This window comes from Embleya sp. NBC_00896, from assembly GCF_045207785.1.
In the GTDB taxonomy this organism is placed as follows: Bacteria; Actinomycetota; Actinomycetes; order Streptomycetales; family Streptomycetaceae; genus Embleya.
Window position 1 is genome coordinate 661855 of the sequence record NZ_CP108777.1, and the last position, 24428, is coordinate 686282.

Annotated in this window: 20 protein-coding genes and 3 pseudogenes; 14 read left to right on the plus strand and 9 right to left on the minus strand. The window is 71.1% G+C overall.

From position 1 onward, the window contains the following. Window positions 1–48 precede the first annotated feature (48 nt). Window positions 49–237 (minus strand): annotated as a pseudogene (locus OG928_RS36225) (aldo/keto reductase); the annotation flags it as partial. A 125-nt stretch (window positions 238–362) separates the two neighbouring features. Here OG928_RS36225 and OG928_RS36230 point away from each other — a divergent pair. The 3 genes from OG928_RS36230 to OG928_RS36240 all read left to right on the plus strand — a co-directional run bounded on the left by OG928_RS36230 (window position 363) and on the right by OG928_RS36240 (window position 2321). Next, a complete protein-coding gene (locus tag OG928_RS36230; RefSeq protein ID WP_331766240.1) occupies window positions 363–632 on the plus strand; it encodes a DUF6406 domain-containing protein in 270 nt (89 codons plus the stop codon). A gap of 129 nt (window positions 633–761) precedes the next feature. After that, window positions 762–1421, plus strand: coding sequence for a hypothetical protein (locus tag OG928_RS36235; protein ID WP_406291541.1), 660 nt, complete (start codon window positions 762–764; stop codon window positions 1419–1421). Between the two features lie 312 nt (window positions 1422–1733). Beyond that, window positions 1734–2321: a potassium channel family protein gene (locus OG928_RS36240; protein ID WP_331766242.1), complete on the plus strand. Its 588-nt coding sequence runs from the start codon at window positions 1734–1736 to the stop codon at window positions 2319–2321. 121 nt (window positions 2322–2442) lie between these two features. Here the strand turns inward: OG928_RS36240 and OG928_RS36245 are convergent, their stop codons facing one another. Then, a complete protein-coding gene (locus OG928_RS36245; protein ID WP_331766243.1) occupies window positions 2443–5157 on the minus strand; it encodes a SpoIIE family protein phosphatase in 2715 nt (904 codons plus the stop codon). Between the two features lie 302 nt (window positions 5158–5459). Between OG928_RS36245 and OG928_RS36250 the strand changes: the two genes are divergently transcribed. Beyond that, window positions 5460–6428 (plus strand): LysR family transcriptional regulator, encoded by a 969-nt coding sequence (locus OG928_RS36250; protein ID WP_331766244.1) that lies wholly within the window; start codon window positions 5460–5462, stop codon window positions 6426–6428. Window positions 6429–6455: 27 nt separating this feature from the next. Here OG928_RS36250 and OG928_RS36255 read toward each other — a convergent pair whose 3' ends face one another. Next, a complete protein-coding gene (locus OG928_RS36255; RefSeq protein WP_331766245.1) occupies window positions 6456–8537 on the minus strand; it encodes a sensor histidine kinase in 2082 nt (693 codons plus the stop codon). 44 nt (window positions 8538–8581) lie between these two features. Further along, complete coding sequence (locus OG928_RS36260) at window positions 8582–9262, minus strand: response regulator transcription factor (RefSeq protein ID WP_331766246.1); 681 nt, start codon at window positions 9260–9262, stop codon at window positions 8582–8584. A 198-nt stretch (window positions 9263–9460) separates the two neighbouring features. Here OG928_RS36260 and OG928_RS36265 point away from each other — a divergent pair, with 198 nt between their 5' ends. Then, complete coding sequence (locus tag OG928_RS36265; RefSeq protein ID WP_331766247.1) at window positions 9461–9913, plus strand: DUF3995 domain-containing protein; 453 nt, start codon at window positions 9461–9463, stop codon at window positions 9911–9913. Window positions 9914–10004: 91 nt separating this feature from the next. Here the strand turns inward: OG928_RS36265 and OG928_RS36270 are convergent, their stop codons facing one another. Both OG928_RS36270 and OG928_RS36275 read right to left on the minus strand, forming a co-directional pair. Continuing rightward, window positions 10005–11066, minus strand: a complete 1062-nt coding sequence (locus OG928_RS36270; RefSeq protein ID WP_331766248.1) for a medium chain dehydrogenase/reductase family protein — start codon at window positions 11064–11066, stop codon at window positions 10005–10007. A 137-nt stretch (window positions 11067–11203) separates the two neighbouring features. Then, on the minus strand, window positions 11204–12721 hold the full coding sequence (locus OG928_RS36275) for an alpha/beta fold hydrolase (protein WP_331766249.1): 1518 nt from the start codon (window positions 12719–12721) through the stop codon (window positions 11204–11206). Window positions 12722–12817: 96 nt separating this feature from the next. Here OG928_RS36275 and OG928_RS36280 point away from each other — a divergent pair, with 96 nt between their 5' ends. After that, window positions 12818–13735: a MerR family transcriptional regulator gene (locus tag OG928_RS36280; RefSeq protein ID WP_331766250.1), complete on the plus strand. Its 918-nt coding sequence runs from the start codon at window positions 12818–12820 to the stop codon at window positions 13733–13735. A 200-nt stretch (window positions 13736–13935) separates the two neighbouring features. Then, complete coding sequence (locus OG928_RS36285) at window positions 13936–15339, plus strand: hypothetical protein (RefSeq protein WP_331766251.1); 1404 nt, start codon at window positions 13936–13938, stop codon at window positions 15337–15339. A 355-nt stretch (window positions 15340–15694) separates the two neighbouring features. Here the strand turns inward: OG928_RS36285 and OG928_RS36290 are convergent, their stop codons facing one another. Further along, window positions 15695–16132: a peptidase inhibitor family I36 protein gene (locus tag OG928_RS36290; RefSeq protein ID WP_331766252.1), complete on the minus strand. Its 438-nt coding sequence runs from the start codon at window positions 16130–16132 to the stop codon at window positions 15695–15697. A gap of 475 nt (window positions 16133–16607) precedes the next feature. Here OG928_RS36290 and OG928_RS36295 point away from each other — a divergent pair, with 475 nt between their 5' ends. The 3 genes from OG928_RS36295 to OG928_RS36305 all read left to right on the plus strand — a co-directional run bounded on the left by OG928_RS36295 (window position 16608) and on the right by OG928_RS36305 (window position 19462). Next, window positions 16608–18332: a S8 family peptidase gene (locus tag OG928_RS36295; RefSeq protein WP_331766253.1), complete on the plus strand. Its 1725-nt coding sequence runs from the start codon at window positions 16608–16610 to the stop codon at window positions 18330–18332. 108 nt (window positions 18333–18440) lie between these two features. Continuing rightward, on the plus strand, window positions 18441–18722 hold the full coding sequence (locus tag OG928_RS36300) for a hypothetical protein (protein ID WP_331766254.1): 282 nt from the start codon (window positions 18441–18443) through the stop codon (window positions 18720–18722). Between the two features lie 389 nt (window positions 18723–19111). Next, window positions 19112–19462, plus strand: coding sequence for a LysM peptidoglycan-binding domain-containing protein (locus OG928_RS36305; protein WP_331766255.1), 351 nt, complete (start codon window positions 19112–19114; stop codon window positions 19460–19462). A gap of 73 nt (window positions 19463–19535) precedes the next feature. Here OG928_RS36305 and OG928_RS36310 read toward each other — a convergent pair whose 3' ends face one another. Beyond that, window positions 19536–19811 carry a peptidoglycan-binding domain-containing protein gene (locus tag OG928_RS36310; RefSeq protein ID WP_331766256.1) on the minus strand — a complete coding sequence of 92 codons (276 nt, stop codon included), beginning with the start codon at window positions 19809–19811 and terminating at the stop codon, window positions 19536–19538. A 1481-nt stretch (window positions 19812–21292) separates the two neighbouring features. Here OG928_RS36310 and OG928_RS36315 point away from each other — a divergent pair. Next, window positions 21293–21481 (plus strand): annotated as a pseudogene (locus OG928_RS36315) (alpha/beta hydrolase fold domain-containing protein); the annotation flags it as partial. 51 nt (window positions 21482–21532) lie between these two features. Here OG928_RS36315 and OG928_RS36320 read toward each other — a convergent pair. Beyond that, window positions 21533–22321: an MBL fold metallo-hydrolase gene (locus OG928_RS36320; protein WP_331766258.1), complete on the minus strand. Its 789-nt coding sequence runs from the start codon at window positions 22319–22321 to the stop codon at window positions 21533–21535. A 78-nt stretch (window positions 22322–22399) separates the two neighbouring features. On the opposite strand from OG928_RS36320, the gene OG928_RS36325 reads away from it, so the two are divergent. The 3 genes and pseudogenes from OG928_RS36325 (at window position 22400) to OG928_RS36335 (ending at window position 24421) form a co-directional block, all read left to right on the plus strand. Next, window positions 22400–23008, plus strand: a complete 609-nt coding sequence (locus tag OG928_RS36325; RefSeq protein ID WP_331766259.1) for an ABATE domain-containing protein — start codon at window positions 22400–22402, stop codon at window positions 23006–23008. Next, window positions 23009–23164, plus strand: a pseudogene (locus OG928_RS36330) (aldose 1-epimerase); the annotation flags it as partial. 234 nt (window positions 23165–23398) lie between these two features. Beyond that, window positions 23399–24421, plus strand: a complete 1023-nt coding sequence (locus OG928_RS36335; protein WP_331768236.1) for a zinc-binding dehydrogenase — start codon at window positions 23399–23401, stop codon at window positions 24419–24421. The last annotated feature ends 7 nt before the right edge of the window (window positions 24422–24428 follow it).

Below are 24428 nucleotides of genomic sequence, written 5' to 3' on the forward strand. Positions count from 1 at the left end.
GGGTCGTGGCGGTACGGCATCGCCGTCCGGCGCGACGGTCCGATGGCTCTACGCGTGCTCGGACAGCCGGTCGAGGCGGTCGCAGTGGGCCGGGGTCAAGCGGAGGTGTGCCGCGGCGAGGTTCCCCTCCGAATGGTCGACCCGGGCAGTGCCCGGGATCGGCAGGACGACCGGCGAGTGGTCCAGGAGCCACGCGAGCGCGATCTGCGCGGCGGTGGCGTCGAGTTCGGCCGCCAACCGGGGCATGACACGTGCCGGCCGGTGAGCGCTGCCAGGGTACGTTTGGCGGATCTTGTGCCAACACCCGACGGCGATACAGGTCAAGATCGGCCTTCCGCCGTACTACACCCCGGACTGGACGAATGACTGTCGAGATCATTATCAGCCGCGGAAGGCCGACGCAGACTGACATCGCTTTCTTCGGCGTGATTGACGTGGACGCGCGTCCCGGACATCCCCTCACCGTCCGACTTGTGGTCGAGGACGGCGAGGAGCGCCGGTACACCCTGGAACCAGGTGACACCTTCCGCGTCCGGGATGAGCTCTGGGCACTCGACCGCGTGGAGGATCCCGACGACGACTGGCTGGTTTTCATCCGCAAGGTCGAGCAGCAATCCGAGGAAACGCCATGAGGCCGCGGGCCGTCAGCGAAGTTCGTCGGCGTCGGCCGACGCCGACCTGAAGGGTGCTCGCCGTCGTCGGCGCCACGCGGGTGTCGAGGTGGTCGGCGGGTCCGTGGTCCGGGTGTCTACACTCCGGGGGTGGCAAGAGACACGAGCGCGATGTCGGATGTGTGTTTCGTCGGGCTGCGGCTGCGGCTGGAGACCCGGAGTGGTCATCGGCCCGAACCCGTCGAGTTGAACGCCCTCGCCCGTCGCGGGGCCACCGAGGTCACCGCGTGGAGTGTGCACAACGCCGTCGTTCCGCCCGAGCCCGGGACTCCGCCTCCGCCACCGGTCAAGACCCCCGTTCCCGAGCCCGCCGCCGGTTCCCTTGCCGCGGCGTTCGCCGAGGTCGAGCGACGCGTCGGCCGCGAGGAGCCCCACGCCCTCGTCGCCACCCACGGTTTCATCGAGAAGACGCTGGTCTGGGAACAGCGGCCGTACTGCCCGCGGTTGGCATCCTGCCCGCTCCTGGACGTCATGGCGTTGGCCGCCATCGTGCAGCCGACGGCCACTCCCCTGGGCTTCGATGCCCGACTCCGGCTCGCGGGCATCGAGATCCCGCCCGACCGATCGCTGTCATGGGACACGGACGCGATGATGCGGCTGTTCCATACCGTCGTCTCCGCGGGCGTGGCGGCCGGCCGATGGTCCTCGCTGGAAGACCTCGTCCGGGCCGCCGGTTCGGTCCCGCCTCCGATCGAGCCGGAGTTCATGCCCGAACTGCCCGTCGACGTCCAGGAATCGTTGTTCGACTGAGCACCGGGATCGTCGCCGGGCGGCGCACTCCTCCTCGGTCTCGCGGCGCAACCGCTTGCCCGCGGACGGGCCTTCGAGCCCGGCGTCGGCCCTTCGTCCGAGCCGGAGGCGTCGACCGCGGCAAACGGCGCGGGTCGACGCACGACACGAACCGATTCGCCCCGATATCGCACGTGATCGGGCTACAGTGACCTCGAGGAGGCGAATCTTGACATCGGACGAGCCGGTCGAGGATCCAGGGCCGGCACTGCTCGTGCGGGCCGAGGAACGCGTGCGAGTCTCGGTGGGACTCGGCCGACCGCGGCCCACTTCATGATGCGATTCGCCGACACGGACCCGGTCGAGCGCCGCTATCTGCTGCTCGGGCTGCTGCGCGGCTCACTGATGTCGGTCCTACTCATGGTTGCGTACTACACGTTGCCGCTCGACCGCGGTCTCGACGGCGCCACCGCTGCCGGGCTTGTCGCCGGGCTCGTCGCGTTCGCGGCCATGGTGGTCTGGCAGATCAATTCCATCGCCGGCTCCGACCGGCCACGATTGCGCGCCTTCGAAGCCCTGTCCGTCTCCGTTCCCTTCCTCCTGCTGCTCTTCGCTGCGACATACTTCCTGATCGCCAGGGACCGGGCGGAATCCTTCACGGAATCGTTGACCCGTACCGACGCCCTGTACTTCACCCTCACCGTCTTCTCGACCGTCGGCTTCGGCGACATCACGCCCCGGACCGAGACCGCGCGGATCGTGACGATGATCCAGATGACCGTGAACCTGGTCGCGGTGGGAGTGATCGCCAGAGTGGTGCTGGGTGCGGTTCAGCTCGGTTTGCAGCGACGGTCGACTCCGGCCGACCCCGATCCTGGTGAGCCGAACACGCCCCCCGACGCCCTCCGACCCGAGGCGTAGACGCCGCCGGCATGGGCGTCACCACCGGCGCCGAGTCCGGTGGGGCGGCAGAATCATGAGCGGCCCTCCGTCCCGGCTGACCGCGTCGAAACCAGGCGCCGGCACACCCGCCCATATCGGGTCAATCATCCATATCAATGCTTATTACCGCCTGCATGTCGGCGGAGTCGGACAGGAGTTGCTCCGCCCAGATGACCTTGCCCTCGGGGATGTACCGCGTGCCCCAGCGCGCGGCGATCTGCGCGACGAGGAACAGACCTCGGCCGCCCTCGTCCATCGTGGCCGCGTACCGCAGGTGGGGTGCGGTGCTGCTGCCGTCCGCCACTTCGCAGATCAGGCTCCGGTCGCGCAACAGCCGCACCCGGATCGGCTCGGATCCGTAGCGGATGGCGTTGGTGATCAGCTCGCTGAGGATCAGCTCGGTGCCGAACAGCTGATCGCCCAGCCCCCACTCCTCCAGTTTCGCGGCGACGGTCTCGCGCATCACGGCGACGGCGGCGGGATCGGAGGGCACGTCCCATTCGGCGACGCGGTCGGCCGCCAGAGTGCGGGTGCGGGCGATGAGCAGCGCCACATCGTCCTTGGGGCGCTCGGGCAGGAGCGCGTCCAGGACCGCCCGGCAGCTCTCCTCCGGCGACCGGCCGGCGTGCGCCAGGGCCTGGCGCAGCAGCTCCATCCCGACGTCGAGGTCACGGCTGCGGTCCTCGATCAGCCCGTCGGTGTACAGGACGAGCAGGCTGCCCTCGGCCGGCTCCAGCTCGATGGTCTCGAACGGCATGCCGCCCAGGCCCAGCGGCGGCCCGGCGGGAAGGTCGGGGAACTCCACGCTGCCGTCGGGGTGGACCAGCGCGGGCAGCGGGTGCCCCGCCCGGGCCATGACACAGCTGCGGGAGACCGGGTCGTAGACCGCGTACAGGCAGGTGGCGCCGATGATGCCCGCCCCGACGTCCGGATCCGCCTCGTCCTGGTCGATCCGGCCGACCAGGTCGTCCAGGTGGCTCAGCAGTTCGTCGGGCGCCAGGTCGAGCGTGGCGAAGTTGTGCACCGCGGTGCGCAGCCGCCCCATGGTGGCGGCCGCGTGCAGTCCGTGGCCGACGACGTCACCGACGACCAGCGCCACCCGACAGCCCGAGAGCGGGATCACGTCGAACCAGTCGCCGCTCACCCCGGACTGGGCCGGCAGGTAGCGGTGGGCGACGTCGAGCGCGCTCTGCTCGGGCAGGGCACGCGGCAGCAGGCTGCGTTGCAGGGCCACCGCCAAGGCGTGTTCACGGGTGTAGCGGCGGGCGTTGTCGATGCTGACCGCGGCGCGGGTGACCAGTTCCTCGGCGAGGGACAGATCCTCCTCGTCGAACGGTTCGGGCTTTTCCATCCGCCAGAAGTTGGCCATGCCCAGCACGGCACCGCGCGACTTGACGGGGACCGTGATGAGGGAATGGATGCCGTACTCGACGGTTTCTCCCGCGCGCTCCCGGTCCTGGGCGTGCCAGCCGGGCGCGGCGGACAGATCGGCCAGCACCTCCGACCCGCCGCCGACGAGTCCGCGCGCCTGCGGTGTCGAGGGGACGAAGTCGATCAGCGTGCCGAGCGGGTACAGGGGGTGGTCGTCCCGGATGCCGCTGACGGCGACGCGGCGCATGTTCGCGCCGGTGCCGATCGGCTCCCCTCCGTCCAGGACCGTGGCGGCCAGGTCGACGGTGACGAAGTCGGCGAAACGCGGGACCGCGACGTCGGCGAGCTCCTCGGCCGTGTGCACCATGTCGAGGGTCGTGCCGATGCCCCCGCCGGCGTCGTACAGGAGCTTGAGGCGCCGGCCCGCCACCTCCGCCCGACCGGAGAGCGCCATCAACTCCGTCGAATCACGGATGGTCGCGACCGCGCTCCGAGCCCCGCCGCGACGGTCCGTGGGTCGCTGGTTGACCGCCAGCAACCGATCTCCGGCGTAGTGCACCTCGTCCGTGACCACGCGGCCGGAGGCGAGCAGCTCCGCCGTGCCGGGGTCCAGGCCGGGGAGGTCCGCGATCCGCCGGCCCTCGGCGTCGGGCGGGAGGTCGAGGAGCCGCTTGGCCTCGTCGTTCGCCAGCAGCAGTCGGGTGTCGTCGCCGACGATGAGGACGCCTTCGCGGACCGAGTGCAGCACCGAGTCGTGGTGCTCGTACATGCGGGTCATCTCGGCCGGGCCCAACCCGTGGGTCTGCCGCCGCAGCCGCCTGGTCACCAGCGCCGTCCCGCCGGTGGCCAGGGCGAGCGCGGCCGCGCTGGTGGCGAGGATGATCGGCAGTTGCCGGTCGACCACGCCGGTCACGTTCTTGACCTTGAGGCCGGAGATGACCACGCCCTCCACCGCGCCCTCGGGGCCTACGATGGGCCCCACCGCCTGTACCTCGCGGCCGAGCGGGCCGTCGACGCTCTCGACGAGGACGTGCCCGGCCAGCGCCGGTTCGATATTCGCGACGACGGGCTTTCCGATCAGCTCGGGCCTGGGGTGCGTGTAGCGGATCCCCTCGGTGTCGGTCACCACGATGAAGTCGACGCCGGCAGCCCTGCGCGCCGCCTCGGTCAGCGGTTGCAGCACGGCTGACGGGTCGGGTGAACGCAACGCCGCCACGACCCCGGGGGAGTGGGCGAAGGTCTGCGTGACGGCTACGGCCCGATTCCGGGCCTCCCTGTCGCTGTCGTGACGGGACTGCAGCACGAGCGCGAGCACCGCGCCGGCCACGAGCAAAACCACGACGGCCACTTGCAGGACGAAGACCTGCCCGGCAACGCTTCGCTGGCGCCTGTCGGACGGTGACTGAACCGATGCGCCCCGGAATCGGCCGAAATTGTCGGCCATGTTTACTGTTGTACCCGGCTGAGCGTCGTGGGACCGATGTGACCCGCCCCAATCTGCCCGACCGTCACCACTCCGTACGGGGAACCAGGACCTGCTCCATCACGCCCCCAACGACCGGCCGATCCTCGGGTCGGCCCGCGACATCGAGCGCGGACGTGCGGGCCTCACGGAGCGCAGGTGTTCGCACCGGGTTCGGACACCACCGAGGGCGACTCCCCCTTCATTCGTTCCCGATCCCCCATCGTTCAACTGGCGTGAACGATGAGGCAGGATCATCTACGTCGCTTGATGGATCCCAAGGAATGGACGAGATGTTGGAACGCTCCGAGATGGAGATATTCCTGACGCTTTGTGAGGAACTGCATTTCGGTCGCACCGCCACGCGCCTTTACGTCTCCACCGCCCTGATCAGCACGACGGTCAAGAAGATCGAGCGCCGCCTCGGCGTCGCCCTGTTCGAACGCACGAGTCGCCGCGTCGAACTCACCTCCGTCGGGCGCGACCTGCGCGACGACCTGCTGCCGCTGTACGAGGGCATCAAGCTGGCGATGGACCGCGCCGAACTGGCCGGGCGCGGCATCACCGGCACGCTAACCGTCGGGTTCATGGGCGCCCAGGCCGGACGCTTCCTGTTCGCCGCCCGCGAGGTGTTCGAGCTGCGGAACCCGGACTGCGGCGTGCGCGTCGTCGAGACCCAGCTGCACCATCACGTGGCGCAGTTGCGCGACGGCACCGCCGACCTGCTGCTGACCGCGCTGCCCGTAGACGAACCGGATCTGACCGTCGGCGCGGTGGTCACGCGCGGCGCCAGATACATGTGCCTGGCGACGAACCACCGCCTCGCGGGGCGCGATGTGATCTCGTTCGAGGACCTCGCGGGCGAGACGTTCGTCGACCTGGCCGCTTCCGTCCCCGCCGCTTGGGCCGACTTCCACCTCCCCCGGCGGACGCCCGGTGGGCGGCCGATCGGCAGGCATCGCGAGCCGTGTACCACGTACGCCGAGGCGCTCGCGCTGGTCGCGGCCGGTCGGGCCATCGTGCCCGGCGACGGACAGCTGCCCCTGCTGTACCAACGGCCGGACATCCACTTCGCCCGAGTCCCCGACATGCCCCCCGTCGAGCACGGCCTGGTGTGGCGCACGCGCGATGATGCCGACCAACGCGTGCGAGCCTTCGCCGACGTCGTCCTGGAAATCGCCCCCGCGCTGTCGGCACCGGACACAACGTTGCCCGCCCCCGACAGCCCCGAGCACGCGCCGACGCCCGCCTGAGCACCAGGCCGGAACGCCGCAGACCCCCTAGGCGTGAGGATCGTGGCGGCGACCGGGGGACGGAACGTGCCCGGCGACGAGGGTGCCGTGGCCCGGCGTCGACGTGATCGTGAGGACGCCACCGACCGCCTCGAAGCGGTCGCGCATGTTGCGCAGGCCCGTGCCGGTTTCGGCGCGAACCCGCGGATCGAACCCGGGGCCCGCGTCCGCCACGGCGAACCCGACGCCGTCGGCGGTGGCGTCGATCCGTACCCGGGGCGGCACGCCGGGCGCGTGCTTGGCCGCGTTCTGGAGGGCTTCCAGGCAGCAGTAGTAGACGGCGGCCTCCACCTCCGGTGGATGGCGCCGGGTCGGCCCGGTCGCCTCGATCCGCGCCTGCGTCGGTGATGGCGTCTTGGCGACGTGGGCGCGCAGCGCGGGCACGAGGCCCTTGTCGGCCAGGACCGCGGGGAAGATGCCGCGGGCGAGGTCGCGCAGGGTCTCCAGGGCCGATTCGGCGTCGGCCGCGAGTTCGTCCAAGAGCGTGCGGGCTCGCTCCGGGTCGCCGTCGACGAGCAGACCGGCCAGCCGGCTCTTGACGGCGAGCGCGACGATCTGCTGCTGGGCGCCGTCGTGCACGTCGCGTTCCAGGCGTCGGCGTTCGGCGTCCTGAGCGGCGACGATGCGGCGGCGTGATTCGCGTAGTTCGGCCTCGCGGGCGGCGTCGCGGAACGCGATCGTGGCATGCGTGGCGAGGTCGGCGACGAGCTTGGCGTCCATGTCCGTCGCCGGCACACCGGGCGGCTTGGTCAGTGCGATCACGCCGAGCGGGCCCGCGGGCCCGTGCACTTCGGCGGCGGCGTGGGCCCCGAACGCCCGGGCCAGGGCCTCGGCGGTCGACCGGTCGCCGACACCGGCACCGGCACCGATACCCACACCCACGCCGTGGAAAGGCGGTTCGCGCGCCGCATCGGACGGCGGGTGCGACGCGGCGAGTCGGAGCCGGTCGCCGACGCGCATCCATACGTCCGCCCGGGCCGCCCCCGTGGCCTCGGCGAGCGCCCGCGCCAGGGTCGGCAGGAAGTCGGCGAGCGCGACGCGCCCCGCCAATTGCTCGGACAGCCGTGCCAGCGCCTCGTAGGGGGTGGCACGCCTGCCGTGGACGAGCCGATCGGCCAGCCGCCGCGCCCGCGTGCGCACCCCGCTGAAGCCGACCGCCGTGACCGCCATGGCGGCGAGCGGAAGCCACAGACCGTCCCCGGTGCGCGCCCCGACGAGCGCGCCCGCGCCGACCACCACCGCGAGGTACACGGCGGTGACGAACGCGGCGAGCACCGTGTACACGAACGTTCGGCGGATGACCGCGTCGATGTCGTACAGCCGGTACCGGAAGATCGCGATGCCGATCGCCACCGGCACGCCCGCGGTCAGGAACAGCAGGCAGGCGCGCCACGGCCGAGGCTGCCCGGTCGGCGGGAGGAACTGCGCGAGCACGGCCGCGGCCGCGATCGCGACGGCGAAGCCGAACCACTTGAGCTGTTGCCGCTCATCGCCGACCGCCCGCCGGCCGCGCACCACGCCGGCCGCCACCGACGCCGCCGCCACCACCGCGAACAGGCCGCCCGCGACGCCCAGAAGCACGAGGTCGGCGGTGGTGTCCACGGCCGGTTCGAGCTCGACCGGCGACGCGCCGCGCGCCACCGCGGCGACGCACACGGTCGCGACGACCACGTCGAACACCGCGAGCCGGCCCACCAGGCGTCGGCGCGGTGACGACAGCCGGCCGTCGGGGAACAACAGCGGCAGGAACGTCCCGGCGGGCACCACGGCGAGGACCCACATCCACAGTCCCACCCACCCGGCCGTGTCGCCCCACGGCAACGCCCCGGGTCGAGTCCGGGTCGTGTACAGCGCATAGCCCTGGAACAGGCTCGTCGCCGCGACCGCCACGCCGAGCCCGCACAGCAGCGGCCCCATGGGGTTGGCACGCAGTCGCTCGGCCACGAGCGCGCCCACCGCCGAGAAGGTCACGGCGAGGAGGGACGCGCCGAGCGTGTACGCCAGACCCGGCCCGTGCCCGGTGCCCCGGTTGAGGACGGCGAGAAAGGCGTTCGCGCCGGCGCAGACCACCGTCCCGAGCCACAGGACGTGGGCCCACCACGGGCCCGGTCCGGTCAGTCCGATGAGAGCCTGCCCTCGTCGTCGAGGAAGGCGAGCACCGCCTTGACCCGCTGGTGCACCGCGGCCTCGCCGACGACGCCGAGTTTCGCGAAGACCGCGTTGATGTGCTTCTCGACGGCACGCAAGGACACGGTGAGCGTGGTCGCGATGTGCGCGTTGTTGAGTCCCTCGGCCATCAGCGCGAGCACCTCGCGCTCGCGCGGCGTCAGCCGGTCGAGGGTCGAGTCGGCGGTGGCGCGCCGCTCGGCGAGCAGCGTCGCCACGACCCGCGGGTCGAGCACCGTGCCGCCGCGTGCCACGTCCTGGAGGGCGCGCAGCAGGTGGTCGACGTGACCGACGCGTTCCTTCAGCAGATAGCCGAGCCCCTCGGCACCGGCGGCGAGCAGATCGCGGGCGTAGGCGGCCTCGACGTGCTGGGACAGCACGACGACCCCGATGCCCGGGTGGGCGTCGCGGATGAGCCGGGCCGCGCGGACACCCTCGTCGGTGTGCGTGGGCGGCATGCGGATGTCGGTCAGCACCGCGTCGGGCAGATGCTCCGCGACCGCGGTCAGGAGCTCGGGAAGATCGGTCGCGGTGGCGACCACGTCGAGCCCGTCGACGTGTCCGAGCAGGGCGGCGACGCCTTCCCGAACGAGGTAGTCGTCCTCCGCGTAGATGATCCGCAGAGTCATGCCGACGATCATACGAGCCGCCCGGCGAGTGCCCGCACCACCCGGTAAGTACGCGATCGCGCACCACGGTTGTGGTGTCTGCGCGATCGTCCGTTCCGGTCCGTTTCCCTAGCGTCGAAGGCGTCGACATCGGCGGCGCGACATCGGGTCGGGTCGGGTCGGATCGGGTCGGATCGTGATCGAAGGAGATGTCTTCGCATGTGGCGCAAGGTGGTCGGGGTTTCGGTCGGCGCGGTATTAGCGGCGATCGGTGTCCAGCACATGGTGTGGGAGTTCACGCCGTGGCCGTTCTCGTCCGAGGACGAATGGGCGAGCCATCTCCTGGGCTCCGAATCGGCGAGGGTGCCCGCACCGCTCAGCTTCCTGGTCGGTTCGGGCCTCGTCGTCTCCGGCTATCTGCCGCTCGCGAGCGCGCGGTTGGCCCCCGAGATCGGTCCGCCGTGGGTGTACCGGCTCGGTACGTGGGGGCTGGCCGCGACGCTGCTCCTGCGGGGCCTGGGCGGCCCCCTGCTCAACTCGGGCACCACGGAGGTGCACACGCATTGGAACCTGTGGCTGTACTCGCCCCTGTGTGTGGCGCTCGGCGCGGGCATCGTGGCCGTCGCACCCAGGCTCGACCTCGGCACCCTCCGGCGTGACGCGTCGTCGTGACGTCGGGCCGCGTCTTCGCGCCCCCGGGCGAGGCCGCTGCCTTCCATCGTCCGACCGCCGTCGGCCCCCGCCAATCGGGCCCGAAGACCGGCTAGTGCTCGGAGTCCGGCACGAGCACGACCTTGCCGGTGACGGTGCCCGATTCGGCCAGCTCCATCGCGTCGCCGGCTCGGCTCAGCGGGATGCGGGCCGCCACCTGCGCGGTGATCGCGCCGTCGGCGAGCAGGTCAAGGACGTCGGTCAGGTCGGAGCGCAGGCGGGCTCGGAAGGTCTCCGGGCGGCGCCGGCCGGCCCAGATGTTGAAGAAGTGGGTGTGCCGACCGTTGGGCAGCAGGTTCCACGCCAGGAGTCGGGCCACCAGCTTGAGCACCGGGAGCTTCGAGGAACCGGGCTCGTTCTTGGTGGCGGCGGTCCCGTAGGAGACGAGCGTGCCGCCGCGGGCGAGGAGTCGGAACGAGTCGACGATCCCCTCGCCGCCGACGTGGTCGAAGACGGCATCGACCCCGTGCGGGGCGAGCGCGCGGACCAGACCGGGCAGGTCGGGGGCGTGGTAGTCCAGCGGGGTGGCCCCCAGGGCGCGCACCGCGTCGTGGTGGCGCGGGGAGGCGGTGCCGATGACACGGACACCGGCGTGGGTGGCCAACTGGACCAGGGTCGACCCCACTCCGCCGTTGGCGCCGTGGACGAGGATGGTCTGTCCGCTGCGGATCTTGGCCAGGCGGTGGAGCATCTGCCACGCGGTGATCCCGTTGACGACGACGGTCTCCGCTTCGGCCGGGTCGACGCCCTCGGGTACCTCGACCAGGTCCGCGGCCTTGAGCACGACGTGACTGGCCCAGCCGCCCACCTTGGTCAGGGCGGCGAATCGGCGGCCGACGAGCGCGGCATCGACGCGGGGTCCGGCCCGCAGGACGGTACCGACCAGGTCGTAGCCGGGGACGAACGGGAACGACGGCTGGTCGTAGTACTTGCCGCGACGCATCTGCTGCTCGGCGAACGAGACACCCGAGGCCTCGACGGCCAGCAGGACCTCTCCCGGGCCCGGCTCCGGTACGGGGCGCACCCGGACCTCCAGGCCCGACGGCTCGACGATGCCCGGGAGGACGATCTCGGTGGCCCGGTCGAGGCCGGTGTTGTTCGCGTTCACGATCATCACGATCCTTCGCTGTTATGGCTTGTTGTGTTTGTTACACCCTCTAACTTGAGAATGGACCTCTAACCGATTGCTGTCAAGCGCCGAAGCCGAAGCCGAGCCTCGGCCGGCCCGGCTTCGGCACGTCCCGGGATGCCTCAGCTCCGCAGATGCCCCAGCACCGATCGCACCGCGCGGTCCACGGCGTGACGCGCCTGCTCGGTGTGGTCGATCGCCTCGAACCCGTGCCGGCCGAGCGGTACGTCGACCACCTCGACGTCGGCCCCGGAGTCCTCGGCGGCGGCCAGGAACTCCTCGACCGTCACCGCGATCTCCGCGCGCTCCAGCCCCACCCGGGTCACCACGATCGGCAGCCGCCCCGCCGTACGCACCGCGACCGCGGGCCGGAACCGGGAATCGCCGAGCCCCCAGTTCGGCAACGGCGCGAGCACGGGATAGGTCGCCGCCACACACCGCAGCCACGGCGGGGGCGCCGCGAGCCAATCCGCCGACAGCAACCCGCCACCGGAGAAGAACCACAGCGCGACGCGCTCCCCGTCCACGCGCGGATCGGCCCGTACCAGCTCGACCGCCTCGGCGACGTCCTCGGCGGCACGCCCGTAGTCGGCGAGATCGTGCAGCCGGTGGTCCACGGTCACGCCGACCGCTCCCAGCCCCGCCACGTATCGGCCGTAGCCGACGTAGGTCGGCCAATCCCGCGGCGTCGGCCGCACCTCGGCGGGAACCGGGCCGCCGTGGACGAACACCACCGCCGGACGAGGGCGGTCGGCATCGGGCGGGTAGAGATCGACCCGGCCCACCCGCTCACGCGGCGACTCCGGCACATCGATGATGAGGAAGGGCCCAAGATGCCTGGGCCGTTCGCCCACCGTCGCGGCCAGTCGGTGCCCTTCTCCCGCGGCTGCTCGGCGTAGCACCTCGGCCAGTTCGTCGGGCGCGGAGAGCATCGGCCAGTGCCCGGTGTCGAGTTCGAAGAAGCTCACCCGGGGATCGATGAGCGCCCGCAGGCGCGGATCCCCCATTCCCACCAACGCCTCGACCATGGCGATGCTCGACCCGTTGGCCGTGCACAGGACCCCCGTCGTCGGCATGGCCGAGACCGCGCCCGTCAGTCGGAGCGGCTGGGTGAGCGTGGCCCGCGGCTGTGGTGCGGCAAGTCGGGCCAACCGTTCCAACGCGTCCGCTGGGACGCCCGCGATGCTGCCCCAGTGCTGCCACTCGTCCGGTGCCGGCGGCGGGATCCGCCAGTCGTCCTCGGCCGGTGCGGGGCGCTCGGCCCGCAGCAGCCGGTCGCGGAGCGCCTGATCGGGCAGCAGCGTCAGGGCCGGGTCGCCGTCCCGGGGCAGGCCCGCGTCCAGGTGGACGATCCGGGCGATCCGCTCCGGGCGTCGGTCGGCGGCGCCGAGCACGGGGTGGATGCCGTAGCCGTGACCGACGAGCACCACCTCCGCCGCTTCCACGTCGTCGATCAGCCGCACCAGATCCCGGATATGCGTCTCCAGGTCGGTTTCGGGCCCCGCCGGACGGCGACGGTCACCCATGCCGGTGAGCGTCGTCGGATACGCCTCGGCCCCCGACTCCCGCAGTCGGGCGGCCACTTCCCGCCATATCCAACCGCCGGTGTAGGTATCCGACACCAGGATGAATGCCGTCATGAACGTCTCCTCGCACGCCGGGCCTCGCGGACCGGCCACACCGGCCGTCCGCGCTCGCCGGTACGGTAGGAACTCCCTCTGAGGGAGGTTCAAGCCTTGGCCGACGACGGCCTGTGGAGCATCGGAGAGCTCGCCGGGCATGCGGGCGTCACCGTCAAGACCGTCCGCTTCTACTCGGATCGCGGCCTGCTGCCCGAAGCCGCCCGCAGCGCCGGTGGCCACCGCCGGTACGGCCCCGACGCGCTCGACCGGCTCCGCCTGATCCGCTCCCTGCGCGCCCTCGACCTGCCGGTGCCGGACGTGGGCCGGGTCCTCGACCGGCAGGACGCGCTGGAGGACGTCATCGCGGGGCAGTTGCGGGAGGTCGGCTCGCGACTGGCCGCCCTGCGCTGGCGGGAGGCCGCCCTCGGGCTGCTCCGGGACTGCGCGCCCGAGGAACGCGCGGATCGGCTGCGTCTGATCGGCGCCGTTTCCGCACCGCCCGATACCGCCGCGCTGGCGCGCTTCTGGCGGCGCTGGTTGCCCGCGCGGCTGCCGGCACGGGTGGTCTCCGCAGTCCTCGAACAGGCGGTTCCGCAGCCGCCCGCGGATCCGACCCCGGCTCAGGTATTGGCCTTCGCCCGACTGCACGCCTTCGTCTCCGGCGACTGCGTCGGCACCGAACGCGGTCAGCCCGCGGCGCACCGGCCCGACGGGGGCTACCGTCCGGAGGTGCTCTACGACGGGCTCGGCGAGACGTACGCGCTGGCGTCATCGGAACTGCGGTCCCGGCGGCCACCGCACGAGGGCGAGGCGCTCGACTCCTTCGTGTCCGCCTATGCCTGCGCCGGCGGCACGCGCGACACCCCCACCTTCCGCCGCAGGCTCAGCGATCAGCTCGCGGCGGACCCCCGCATCGACCACTACTGGCAACTCGCCGCCGAACTGTCCGGCCCATCGGCCCCCACCGCCGGCGCCGCCCACGACTGGCTCCGCGCCGCCCTGGACATCCAAGTCGCCCGCCAAGCCGCCTGAACCCGACGCCCCCAGCTGACACCGACCACGGCCGGGCCATCGCTGTGCTCATCGTGTAGCCGCAAGGCGCGAGGCTCATCCAAATACCGTGGAGGGGTGTCTGGATTCGCCTCTCGGTCCCTATCATCCTGCGGTTACCACACGGATCGGGGCTCAGTACAAGCATGGCGAAAACACGGCGGCTGGGAGGGCTGGCGGCTGTGTCGGCCGCACTCCTGACGGTGCTGGTCGGATGCTCGGACGACGGCGGGGGAAGGGGTGCGCCGCGCCCGGACGCGGCGGTCGGGCCGGAGCAGGGCGCGAAGGGTGGGCAGGTCCCCTGGACCGGGCCCGCGCTGCCCGGGCTGGCCGGCACACCGGCCTGGTCCGCCCCGAGGGACAAGAGCGAAACCGGCGTCCGTAACTCCCGGGACGCCGTACGCGTCGTCGGCGGTGGCGTCGTGATCGTCCACGAGCAGGCCACAACGCCGGGCGGGGCGGGGACCGACAAGGTGGCGTGGTTCCACGACGCCAGGGCCGGTGCCCTGCGCGCCACTGTGAGCCTGAAGGGCATCGTCTCCGTCGAGACGTGGCGTGGCATGCCTGCCCTGGTCACGCGCGAGGAACGCAAGGTGCCGGCGTCCGGTCTCACCGCCGAGCGCAGTTCGCTGCTCGTCACGGCCTTTGACGAGCAGGGCCGTCGGATCGCCGTGGTCGACCTGACCATGGCCGCCGACTACTCGTACAAGGAGATCGTCTCGGACGGCTGGGTGATTCGCCGCGGCGCCGGACCGGACGGGAAGCAGCACGTCTGGGCCCGGACCGCCGACACCCCGGACTTCGGCCCGCCGGTGGTCACGTGCGGCGACCGTGACAAGGGCTGTTCGGACCCCGGCGACTTCGCCCGGGGGGCGGCCGGCTCCTTCGCCCTTGGGACGGTGTTCACGATCGAGTACGACAAGGCGGCCCTCGTCGGCCACGTCGTGGCGACCGACGCCGCCACCGGGCAGCGCAGGTGGTCGACGGCGACCGTCACCGCCCCGCCGGGTACCCCGACGGACGCGCAGGCCAGGGACCGCCAAGAACGCGCCGTGGTGCTCGGCCCGGTCGGGGACAAGATCCTGCTCGGCTGGTACACGAACGAGACGAGCAACGGCAGCGTCACCATGGGACGCGGCCCGATGCTGCTCGGCCTGTACGACCCGGTCACAGGGCGGCTCGCGACGCCCGGCCCGGCCCCGCGGGTACAGAGCGCCGACTTCGCGTACCACCTCGCCCCCGACGGCGCGGTCCTGTACCTGTCCAACCGGGACCAGGGCGGCCCGCACGCCCTGGCCTGGCAGGTCACCTCCGGGACGATCCTTTGGCAGCAGACGCCGAGCGAGCGGCCGGTGGTGGTCTGGCAGATCGTCAACGGCGCGGCCTACGCGGCGGCGGACGCCTCGACGTCGATGTCGGAGCGCGTCACGATCCGCGAGGCCCTCGTACTGTCCGCCGCGGACAAGTCCGTCCTCGCCGACCCCGGTCCCGCCGGCGAGCTGATCCCCCAGGTGGCCACAGGTGGCTACGGCGTCGTAGCCACCAATGAGCGCGTCTGGGTATTCCCGCCCAAGCCGGTCACCTGAACCACCGGGTCGAACACGACTGAACCACGGTCGCCACTCAGGTCCCGGCCCCGAGGCGGATGAGGTCCACATGGACCTCGACCCACCCCCGGAGCCGGGCCAACGAGCGTCGCTTCAGTCCGCCCTGGACGCGGCCGGTTGCCGGAAGGGTTCCGGGTCCGGAACGGGCTCGCGTGTGTCTTCGCTGATGGCATCTCCCCTGGTCGGCGCGGGCGACCACCGCGCAGGGGGCCGGCGTGACGGGTGTTCGTGTGGATGCCCGTCACGCCGTGCCCCCTGCCGGGTGTTTCGGTGGGCCCGCTTGCCCGCACCGGCGGGGTCCGGGGGCTCACCGTTCACGTGTCGGCCGGCTACATCAGGGGCCGAAGTCCACGCCGATCACCAGGGGTTCGCTCCCGGTGTCCACGAGGCCCATCGCGTCCCAGCCAGCGAGGACTCGCTCGCGTAACTCGTACTGGTAGCAGGGGAATCGGATACAGATGGCGGGTCGACTCGTGCCGGCGAGCAGGTCGAACCCGGTCCGGTTGGCCAGCGATCGCACGGGTTGGGCCACCGTGTACCCGATGTCGCCGGTTTCCTCGACGACCCGCGCCGGGATGACGGTGCGCGTCCCGGTGCGATCCTCCCCGGTGTAGACGCACACGGTGTTCCTCGGACAGGAGTCCGCCACCGAGGCGTCGGCCGTCGGGGCGAGGGCGATCGCACCGAGCAGAGCGCTCGCCACGAGACCCGCGCCGATGGTGGTGAGTTTGCGGCTTGCGCCGCGGTCGGTGACTTCGACAGGTTCTGACATCGATCCTCCCAAGATGTTGGTTGGCGGGTTGCCAACACAGGTAAGCCTTTCCAAAGGAAGCGCTGAGTGAAAGCGTATTTACGGACAGTTGCCAAAAGCGGCCGTCGATACCCCTTCCCCATCGCCGTCCACCCGTGCCACGCAAGGCCGTTGGCGCTCGTCGTCGACACCGCCGGCACCCCGCCCCGACCCACCCGAACCGGTCATCTCGTCCGCACGCCACGACGAAAGTTGTCCGGATCACGCCGGCGGCGCGTCCACCCGCCGCCGCCGGCCGACGGTTGCGCGCGCACCGCCACGATCCCGACCCCGGCTCCGCCGGCAAGGCGCGCCCGTACGGGTGAACTTCGGCAGCTTCGGCCGGCCGCGCACATGGTGGGCTTTTCGAGTGCTCGAAGCTGGTCACGGCTCGGCATCGAGGCCTGATTCGGATGGGTATGCCGTGCCTCGTCGCAACCTCGAAGGGAAACGAAGCATGGACTTCGGCAAACTTGCTCCGTCCTTGGCCGCGACCTACGACCGGTATCTCGAGGAGGAGCGGCGGCCGGGCCCGCTGGTACGTACGGCCGTCATGTCGGGGCTCGTCTCGGCACGTCAACGAGCCAAGCCGGTGCGCGTCGTGGTCAAGCTCGAATGCGAGCCGGACGCCTCGCTCGAGGACCTCGCCGGCGAGGGCGTGGAACTGAACGAGGGCGGCCGGGCGGTGCGCACCGCTCTCGTCGAGATCGGCGCACTCGACCGCGTCGCGGCGCACCCCGGGATCCGCCGCATCGTCCCGGCCTACCGCATGCGTCCCCTTCTCGACGTCGCGCAGCGCAAGACCGGCGTGACCGTGTTCCGCAACGCCACGAACCTGACCGGTCAGGGAGTGCTCGTCGGCATCGTCGACACCGGCATCGACCCACGCCACCCGGACTTCGCCGGACGGATCGAACGCGTGTGGGATCAGACGATCCTCGGCGGGTCCGGGGTTCCCGAGGGTCGATACGGCAAGGAGTTTCCCGGCAACGCGCAGATCCTGTCCCGGGACACCGAGGGACACGGCACTCACGTCGCGGGCATCGCCGCCGGCGTCGACGGGGTCGCCCCCGGCGCGCGCATCGTCATGGTGAAGACCGATTTCGACGACGCCCACATCATCGACGGCATCCAGTACATCTTCCGGGTGGGGCGCGAACTGGACCTGCCCGTGGTGCTGAACCTGAGCCTGGGCGGCCACTTCGACCCCCACGACGGTACCGACGCGATGTCGCAGGCGATCGAGGAGGAGGTCGGGCCCGGCCGAATCGTGTGCTGCGCGGCGGGCAACGAGGGCGACGACGACATCCACGTCCAGCTCACCGTACCGAAGGGCGCCACCAGGTCGATTCCCTGCCATCCCGGGAACTCCCCGGTGTTCGCGGTCAACGGGTGGTACCCCCCGAGCGACCGGATCGAGGTCGCCGTGGTCTCCCCCAACGGCGCCACGACACCGTTTCAACCGGTCAAGACCACGGGACGGCCGACCAGTCGGCACATCCTGCCCGAGGGCCTGGTCGAGATCACCACGCCCGGCCCCGACCCGGTCAACGGCGACCTCAACTTCTTCGTCACGGTGCAGAGCAAGGACGGCGAGGCGCTCGGGAGCGGGCCGTGGCTGCTGGTGTTGCGCGGTGCCACGGGCGGCCAAGGCCGGGTCGACGCCTGGATTCTCGGCGGCGATCACCCGGTGCAGTTCAGCGGACCCAGGGTGCACGACTCGATGAAGGTCGGCTCACCCGGGGCCGCGACCTCCGCCGTCACTGTCGCCTGTTACGCCACGCGGATCCGGTGGACGGACGCCGGCGGCACCGCCCGTGAGGCGACCTGGCTCCAGGAGGACGACATCGCGTCCTTCAGCAGCGAGGGCCCTCGCCGCGACGGTGTCGCCAAACCCGACATCACCGCCCCCGGCGCGATGATCATCTCGGCTTTCTCTCGGGACACCGAGGACATGCCCGCGAAGTTCGTCGTCGACAGCAAACACCTCGCCCTCCAGGGCACCAGCATGGCGAGTCCCTTCGTCGCCGGACTCACCGCGCTGCTCCTGGAACGCGAGCCAAGCCTCGACCCCGAGAAGCTCATGACGATCCTGCGCGCCAAGGCCCACATCCCGGGCGGTGCGCCCGGCGACTTCGACCCCAAGTGGGGCAACGGCCTGATCGACGCCACCGACCTGTGAGACCTGTTGGACCTGTTGGACCTGTGAGACCTGTGCGCAACCACGCGTGACGTCGTCGCACCGACCTGTGGCCCTTCGACGGCTGCCGGTCGGTGCGACACTCGACAAATGGACTACGCCAAGCTCGATGCCCCCCTCGCGCAAGCCATCGACGCCGACGGCGACCCGGGCACGCGCGTCCTGCCGGTGATCATTCGGCTGACCGGTCCCGCGAGGGGCCCCGAGCACGACATCCTGCGCGGCCACGGAGTCGAACCCCCGGAGGGGGACCGCACGGTGGCCACCGCCACCCTCTCCGCGGACGACATCGGCGCCCTCTCCGACCGGCCGTGGGTACTGGCGCTCACCCTTTCGGCCCGGCGCCACCCCCTGGCCCCGAGCGACGGCTGAACATCGCCCGGCGCGCACTGCCTGCGCCCGCGCACAAAGGGCCCGGCCGGCTGTGACGACCGGCTGGGCCCTTCGGCGAGAACGTCACCACTCCGCCAAAAAGGGGTACGAGGTCCGCCCACCGGTACCCGAACGACCCCGACTCCGGACAACGTGTCGGTTTCTTCGAGCCACACCGTCCGCGAAGGGGGCATCGGGGCGCCTCGCGGCGGATCATGGGAACGGAGCCGGGTCCCATCGGCTCGAATCGACGCGCCCGGTCGACATCGAGGCGGCCGGCCGGAGCGGTGCTCGGCGCAACCGCCGGACCCTGCGGCCGAGATGGCGCCGACGCGCGCGGGACGCGCGCCTCCGCGCGATGGGGGGATGTCTGGGTTACCGTGGCCGATATGTCGACAAAAACGCTGCACGTCACGCGCTACACGGTCCAGTCCGGCGACACGCTCACGGCCATCGGCGACATGTTCGGGACGACGGTCGAGCAACTCGTCTCCTGGAACAAGATTCCCAACCCGGACCTGATCGACGTCGGGCAGAAACTCATCGTCAACGAGTCCGACACACCGCACAACACCCTCTACACGGTGAAGTCCGGTGACACGCTCACGGCCATCGCCCGCAGGTTCGGAACGACGATCGAGCAACTCGTCGCGTGGAACGGGATTCCCGACCCGAACCTGATCAACGTCGGGCAGCGGCTGATCGTCGCCAAGTCGGCACCGGTACCGGTACGGGTCTGAGTACACGGGTGAACGGCGGTTGGGATACCAACCGCCGTTCACCCCCTACCCGTTCGACGCGCGTGCGACGGGCTCAGCAGACGAAGCCCGGCGAGTTGGCCCAGAACGTCAGGAACGACCAGGTCTGCGGGCCGCAGATGCCGTCGATCCCGATCTTCGCGCACGTTTGAAACCTGCGCGTGGCGGCATCGGTCACCGGCCCGAACACCCCGTCTTCGAGGAGTTTGGTCCCGGTCAACGAGTGGTTGAGGTAGCACTGCTCCTGTTTGACCGCGTCCCCCGTCGAACCGCGTTTGATCGTGGGCCTGTGGATGGTGAAGTCGCAGGGTTGAGTGATGTCGCCGGGCATGTCGGCTCCTTCGCGTGGCGCGGTTTCGGTCGCTCGGCGCGACCACGGGCGTCGCGCGTTCGGTTCGATTGCGATCGCTCGCGCCCGTCCCAGCGGAACACAAGGCGGTACGAACCGCACGTCAACGGCACGCCTCGAGGAGTGACCCGCGAGGGGGTGACGGGGCGATTCGGCGGACATCTCGGGGGCGGCATCCATCGGCGACGCGCACACCCGTGTTCCGAACGCTGCGCCGATCGTGGTACGCGCCCGAATCCCGGTCAGCCGGGCTGAGTCGGCGCAGCGCGGACGGGTTTGGCCGCGCCGTTCGGTCCTCCGACCGAGTTGAGGACGGCCTGCGCCTGATTGTCGACGAACCTGGTGAAGAGCTGCTGGGCGTACCCGAAGATGACGGCCCACGCGATGATCTGGGCCGACGAGTTGAGGGCGCTCAATCCGGGCACGAACTCGCCGCGCATCAGGAGCAGTCCGAGCACGGCGGTCAGCGCGCCGGTCGGCAGTTTGATCAGCGCCAAGGCCACGGGAACGTTGTACGGGGTCGAGGTGCCCCTGATCCGTCGCAGCGAGGCGGCCGCCGCCACGGCGGCGGCCACGAGCCCGACGAACTCGACCACGGGGTAGTCCCAAGCGGACGCGACGCTCGCGTAGAGCTCGTCGACGTTGCCCGCCATCTGGTCCCGATCGACCGGTGCGCTCGCCGTGGGGCAGACGATCCCGATGCCTTCGGGGTCGAAACACAGGGGCACCGTCTCCGGCGAGACGGCGGTGAACGCGGCGACCAGGAAGGCGATGACGGCCAGGACGGCCGACACCCCGAAGACGATGTTGGCGAAGCTGCGCACCCTGAGCTTCTCTCTCAGGTGCGCCTGATGGGCGATCGTGGACGCGTCGACGAGCACCTCACGCTGCACGTCGTCGAGGACACCACCCGATCGCACGGCCAGCGAGATCTCCTCGACCTGCGTTCTGCGTTCGTCGCCGACCGGCAGATGCTCCCTGATGTAGGCCACCATGCCGGGCAGCATCGCTCTCACGTCGTCCAATGACGACAGCCGCACCATGAGGATGTACGCCACGTCGTACCGCGTCTGCGCGACCGCCAGGTGTTGCGTGGGCAGTCGCCGGCGGTGATCGTGGCGCAGTGCGCTCGTTGCCTCCTCCAAGGACTTGAGTGCCTGCTCCGCGAGCAGCTGTGTCCGCGCCGGAAGCGGGACCTGCGTCGTCTTGCTCTTGAGCAGTGCCTCGAGTTCGGCGATCTTGGAGCAGAGGCTCTCGCGGAGCTCCCACTGCCCTCTTTCGTAACGATTGGTCCATCGACGCCCGGAAAATGTCGAACCTGATGCCATGTACAGACTGTGAACGTTTTGGAGAGGAAGATCCACTACCGAAGTCCCGACACATCGCCCGGCCCGCCGCGCGGTTCCCGAGGCGATGGCGATGGCGATGTCCAGGTCGAAGGCGAACTGGTCGGCGGGGTCGGTATGTTCCGGGGTCGCGGCGGGCAACAGGGGCGGCGCGCCGTCGGCGGCGGCCAGGGTGACGGGCAGGGACGCCCTTACCTCGGCCCGGACGTCGACCCCGCCGACCCGCGCGTCTCCCCCGTCCGCGGCGACGACCCGTCCTCGGTGCCCCCGTGGCTGATCGTCACCGTCGAATACGACCCGCTGCGCGACGAGGGCCATTTCCTGCTCTTGGCCCAGCGCGTCCGAGCGACTGTCCGGTCAGCCCAGGTCGCCCAGGTCCAGGCGGTCGGCCAGTCCGGCGTTGGTGAAAGCGGCTACCAGTTCGTCACGGCCCTCGGTGAAGTGGGCCCAACTGTCGTAGTGGACGGGAACCACCCGGCGGGCGCCGAGGATCTTGACAGCCTCGGCGGCCTGGGCGCCGTCGAGGACGATCAGCGCGCCGTCGAAGAGGACGGCGAAGCGGGGAGCCCCGGCGAAGAGGATGGCGGTGTCGACCGGGCCGAAGTGTTCGGCGATCTCCTTGACCAGGTCGAGCGAGGCGTTGTCGCCGCTGACGTAGACCGTGGGCAGGCCCTCCCCGGTCAGGACGAAGCCGACGACCTGGCCGGTGATCGGTTCGACCTCTTCGCGGGCCCCGGGGCCGTGGATGGCGGGCACGCCCGTCACAGTGATCGTGCCGCCGCCGGGGCGGTCGAGCTCGATCGCCTCCCAGTCGGCCAGCCCCTTGGCCCTGCCTCCGAGACGCTGCCCGCCGCCGGGGGTGGTGAGGGTGAGCGGGACGTCGGCGAGGAGTGCTCGGCCGGAGTTGTCGAGGTTGTCGGGGTGCTCGTCGTGGGAGAGCAGCACCACGTCGACGCGGCCGAGGTCGGCCGGTGTGCCGGAGGAGGGCGCCGTCTTGGTCAGCCTGCCGCCCGGCACCTCGTAGTCGCCGGGAGCGTCGAAGGTCGGGTCGGTCAAGAATCGCAGGCCGCCGTATTCGAAGAGGGCGGTCGGGCCGCCGAAGACGCGCACGGGTATCTGCTCACTGGTCGTGCCGGTACTGGCCATCCAAACACCTCACGGATGAGAAGGGGTTTATCCGTGAAGAACGGTAGCGGTGTCTCACGGACGAGTGCAAGCCGTACCATGAGAACCATGAGCGAGACCCTGACCACCGAGTCTGTGCCGCCGCCCGCGCCAGGAGCGGAGGAGTACCTCGCCCTCGACTTCGCCAACAGCGCCATCGCGCTGCCCGGAGGGCAGTTCATCGATCTCCTCGGCACCCCCGAGGCGACGAATCAGTGGCTCACCGCACGTGACCTCGCTCCGGCCGATGCCGGGGTGCAGGAGATGTGCACGACGCAGCTGCGCTCGCTGCGCGAGCACCTCAAGTCGTTGTTCGCCGCCCGTGTCGCCGGGCTGCCCGCCCTGCCCACGGCGCTGTCCGCCGTCAATGACGCGCTGAGCAGGGCCCCAACGGCCGCACTGCTGCACTGGGACGAGAAGAACGGCCCCTATCGCGCGGCGCCGTGCCCCACCACCGAGATCCTCGACCGCGCGCTCGCGACCCTTGCGGCGAACGCGGCCGACCTCCTCACCGGCCCCGACGCCGACCGCCTCACCACCTGCGGTTCCACCCCCTGCAACCGCTACCTGCTGCGCCACGGCCGCCGCCACTGGTGCTCCACTCGCTGCGGCGACCGCGCCCGCGCCGCCCGCGCGTACGCCCGACGCACCCAGTCGAAGTCGGACTGACGAACTCCCCGCGTGGTCGTGGACGACGAGCGGGCCGAAGCCGTGTGCGTCCAGCCCCAGTCGGGGCCGCCGAACGGCCTCGACACCCTGCCGCGGCTCGTCACCCCGATCGACCCGCTGGAGGTTTCGACGACGTGGACGTGGCGACAGCTCTGACGAGGTCGGCCCGCTCCGAAGCCCCTGCCGGATCGTGCGACCAACGTGAAGAGCGCGCGTGGGGCGACGAGTTGGCGGAGTGCGTGTATGTGCGCGCGACCGTCATGCCGGACACCGGGTACGCGGCCCTCGCCCCACACCCCGTCGACAGCGCGTCGCTTGTCCATCGGACCGCCCAGGCCCTGTAGTCTCCCGCGGCAAGCACCCCGAGGGAGGGCCGTCATGGCCGAAACGATGCGCGCCGTGGTTCTGAGTGAGCCCGGTCCGGTGGAGAACCTGGTCGTCACCGACCGCCCCGTCCCGGCGACCCGGCCGGGCTGGGTGCGGATCGCGGTCAAGGCGTTCGGCCTGAACCGCTCCGAACTGCACACCCGCCTCGGCCTCGCCGAAGGCGTCACCTTTCCGCGCGTGCCGGGCATCGAGGCCGTCGGCGTCGTCGACGGACTCGACCCGGCCGACGCGAACAGCGGTCTGGCGCCCGGCCGGCAGGTCGCGACGATGATGGGCGACATGGGCCGCACCTACGACGGCGGCTACGCCCAGTACACCCTCGTCCCCGTGGGTCAGGTCATCCCCTTCGCCTCGGCGCTGCCCTGGGAGGTGATCGGCGCGGTCCCCGAGACGCTGCAGACCGCGTACGGGTCGCTGACCACCGGCCTGGACCTCGCGGCCGGCCAGAGCCTGCTCATCCGCGGCGGGACGTCCTCGGTCGGCTTGGCCGCCGCGGCGCTGGCCAAGGATCTCGGCGCGATCGTCCTGTCGACCACCCGCAGACCCGAACGGGCCGACGCGCTCAAGGCGCAGGGCGTCGACCACGTCCTGGTCGACGACGGCCACGTCGCCGAGGCCGCGCGCGCCCTGTTCCCCGACGGCGTGGACGCCGCCCTGGAACTGGTCGGCACCCCGACCCTTCCCGACACCCTCGCCGCCACCCGGGTGCACGGCACGGTCTGCTTCACCGGGATGTTGTCCAACCAGTGGCTGGTGCACGACTTCTACCCGATCGGCTACCTGCCCAAGGGCGTGCGGCTGACCGCCTACGGAGGCGAGAGCGGCGACCTGCCCGGCGAGGTACTGCAGCGCTTCCTCGACGAGATCGCCGCGGGCCGCATCACCCTGGGCCCGGTCAACACCTACCGCCTCGACGACATCCGCCACGCCCACGCGGACATGGAAGCCGGCCACACGGTCGGCAAACTGGTCGTACTGACGGACCGTCAGCCATCAGCCCGAGCACCTCACGTTCGCGAGGGGTGAGCGCGGC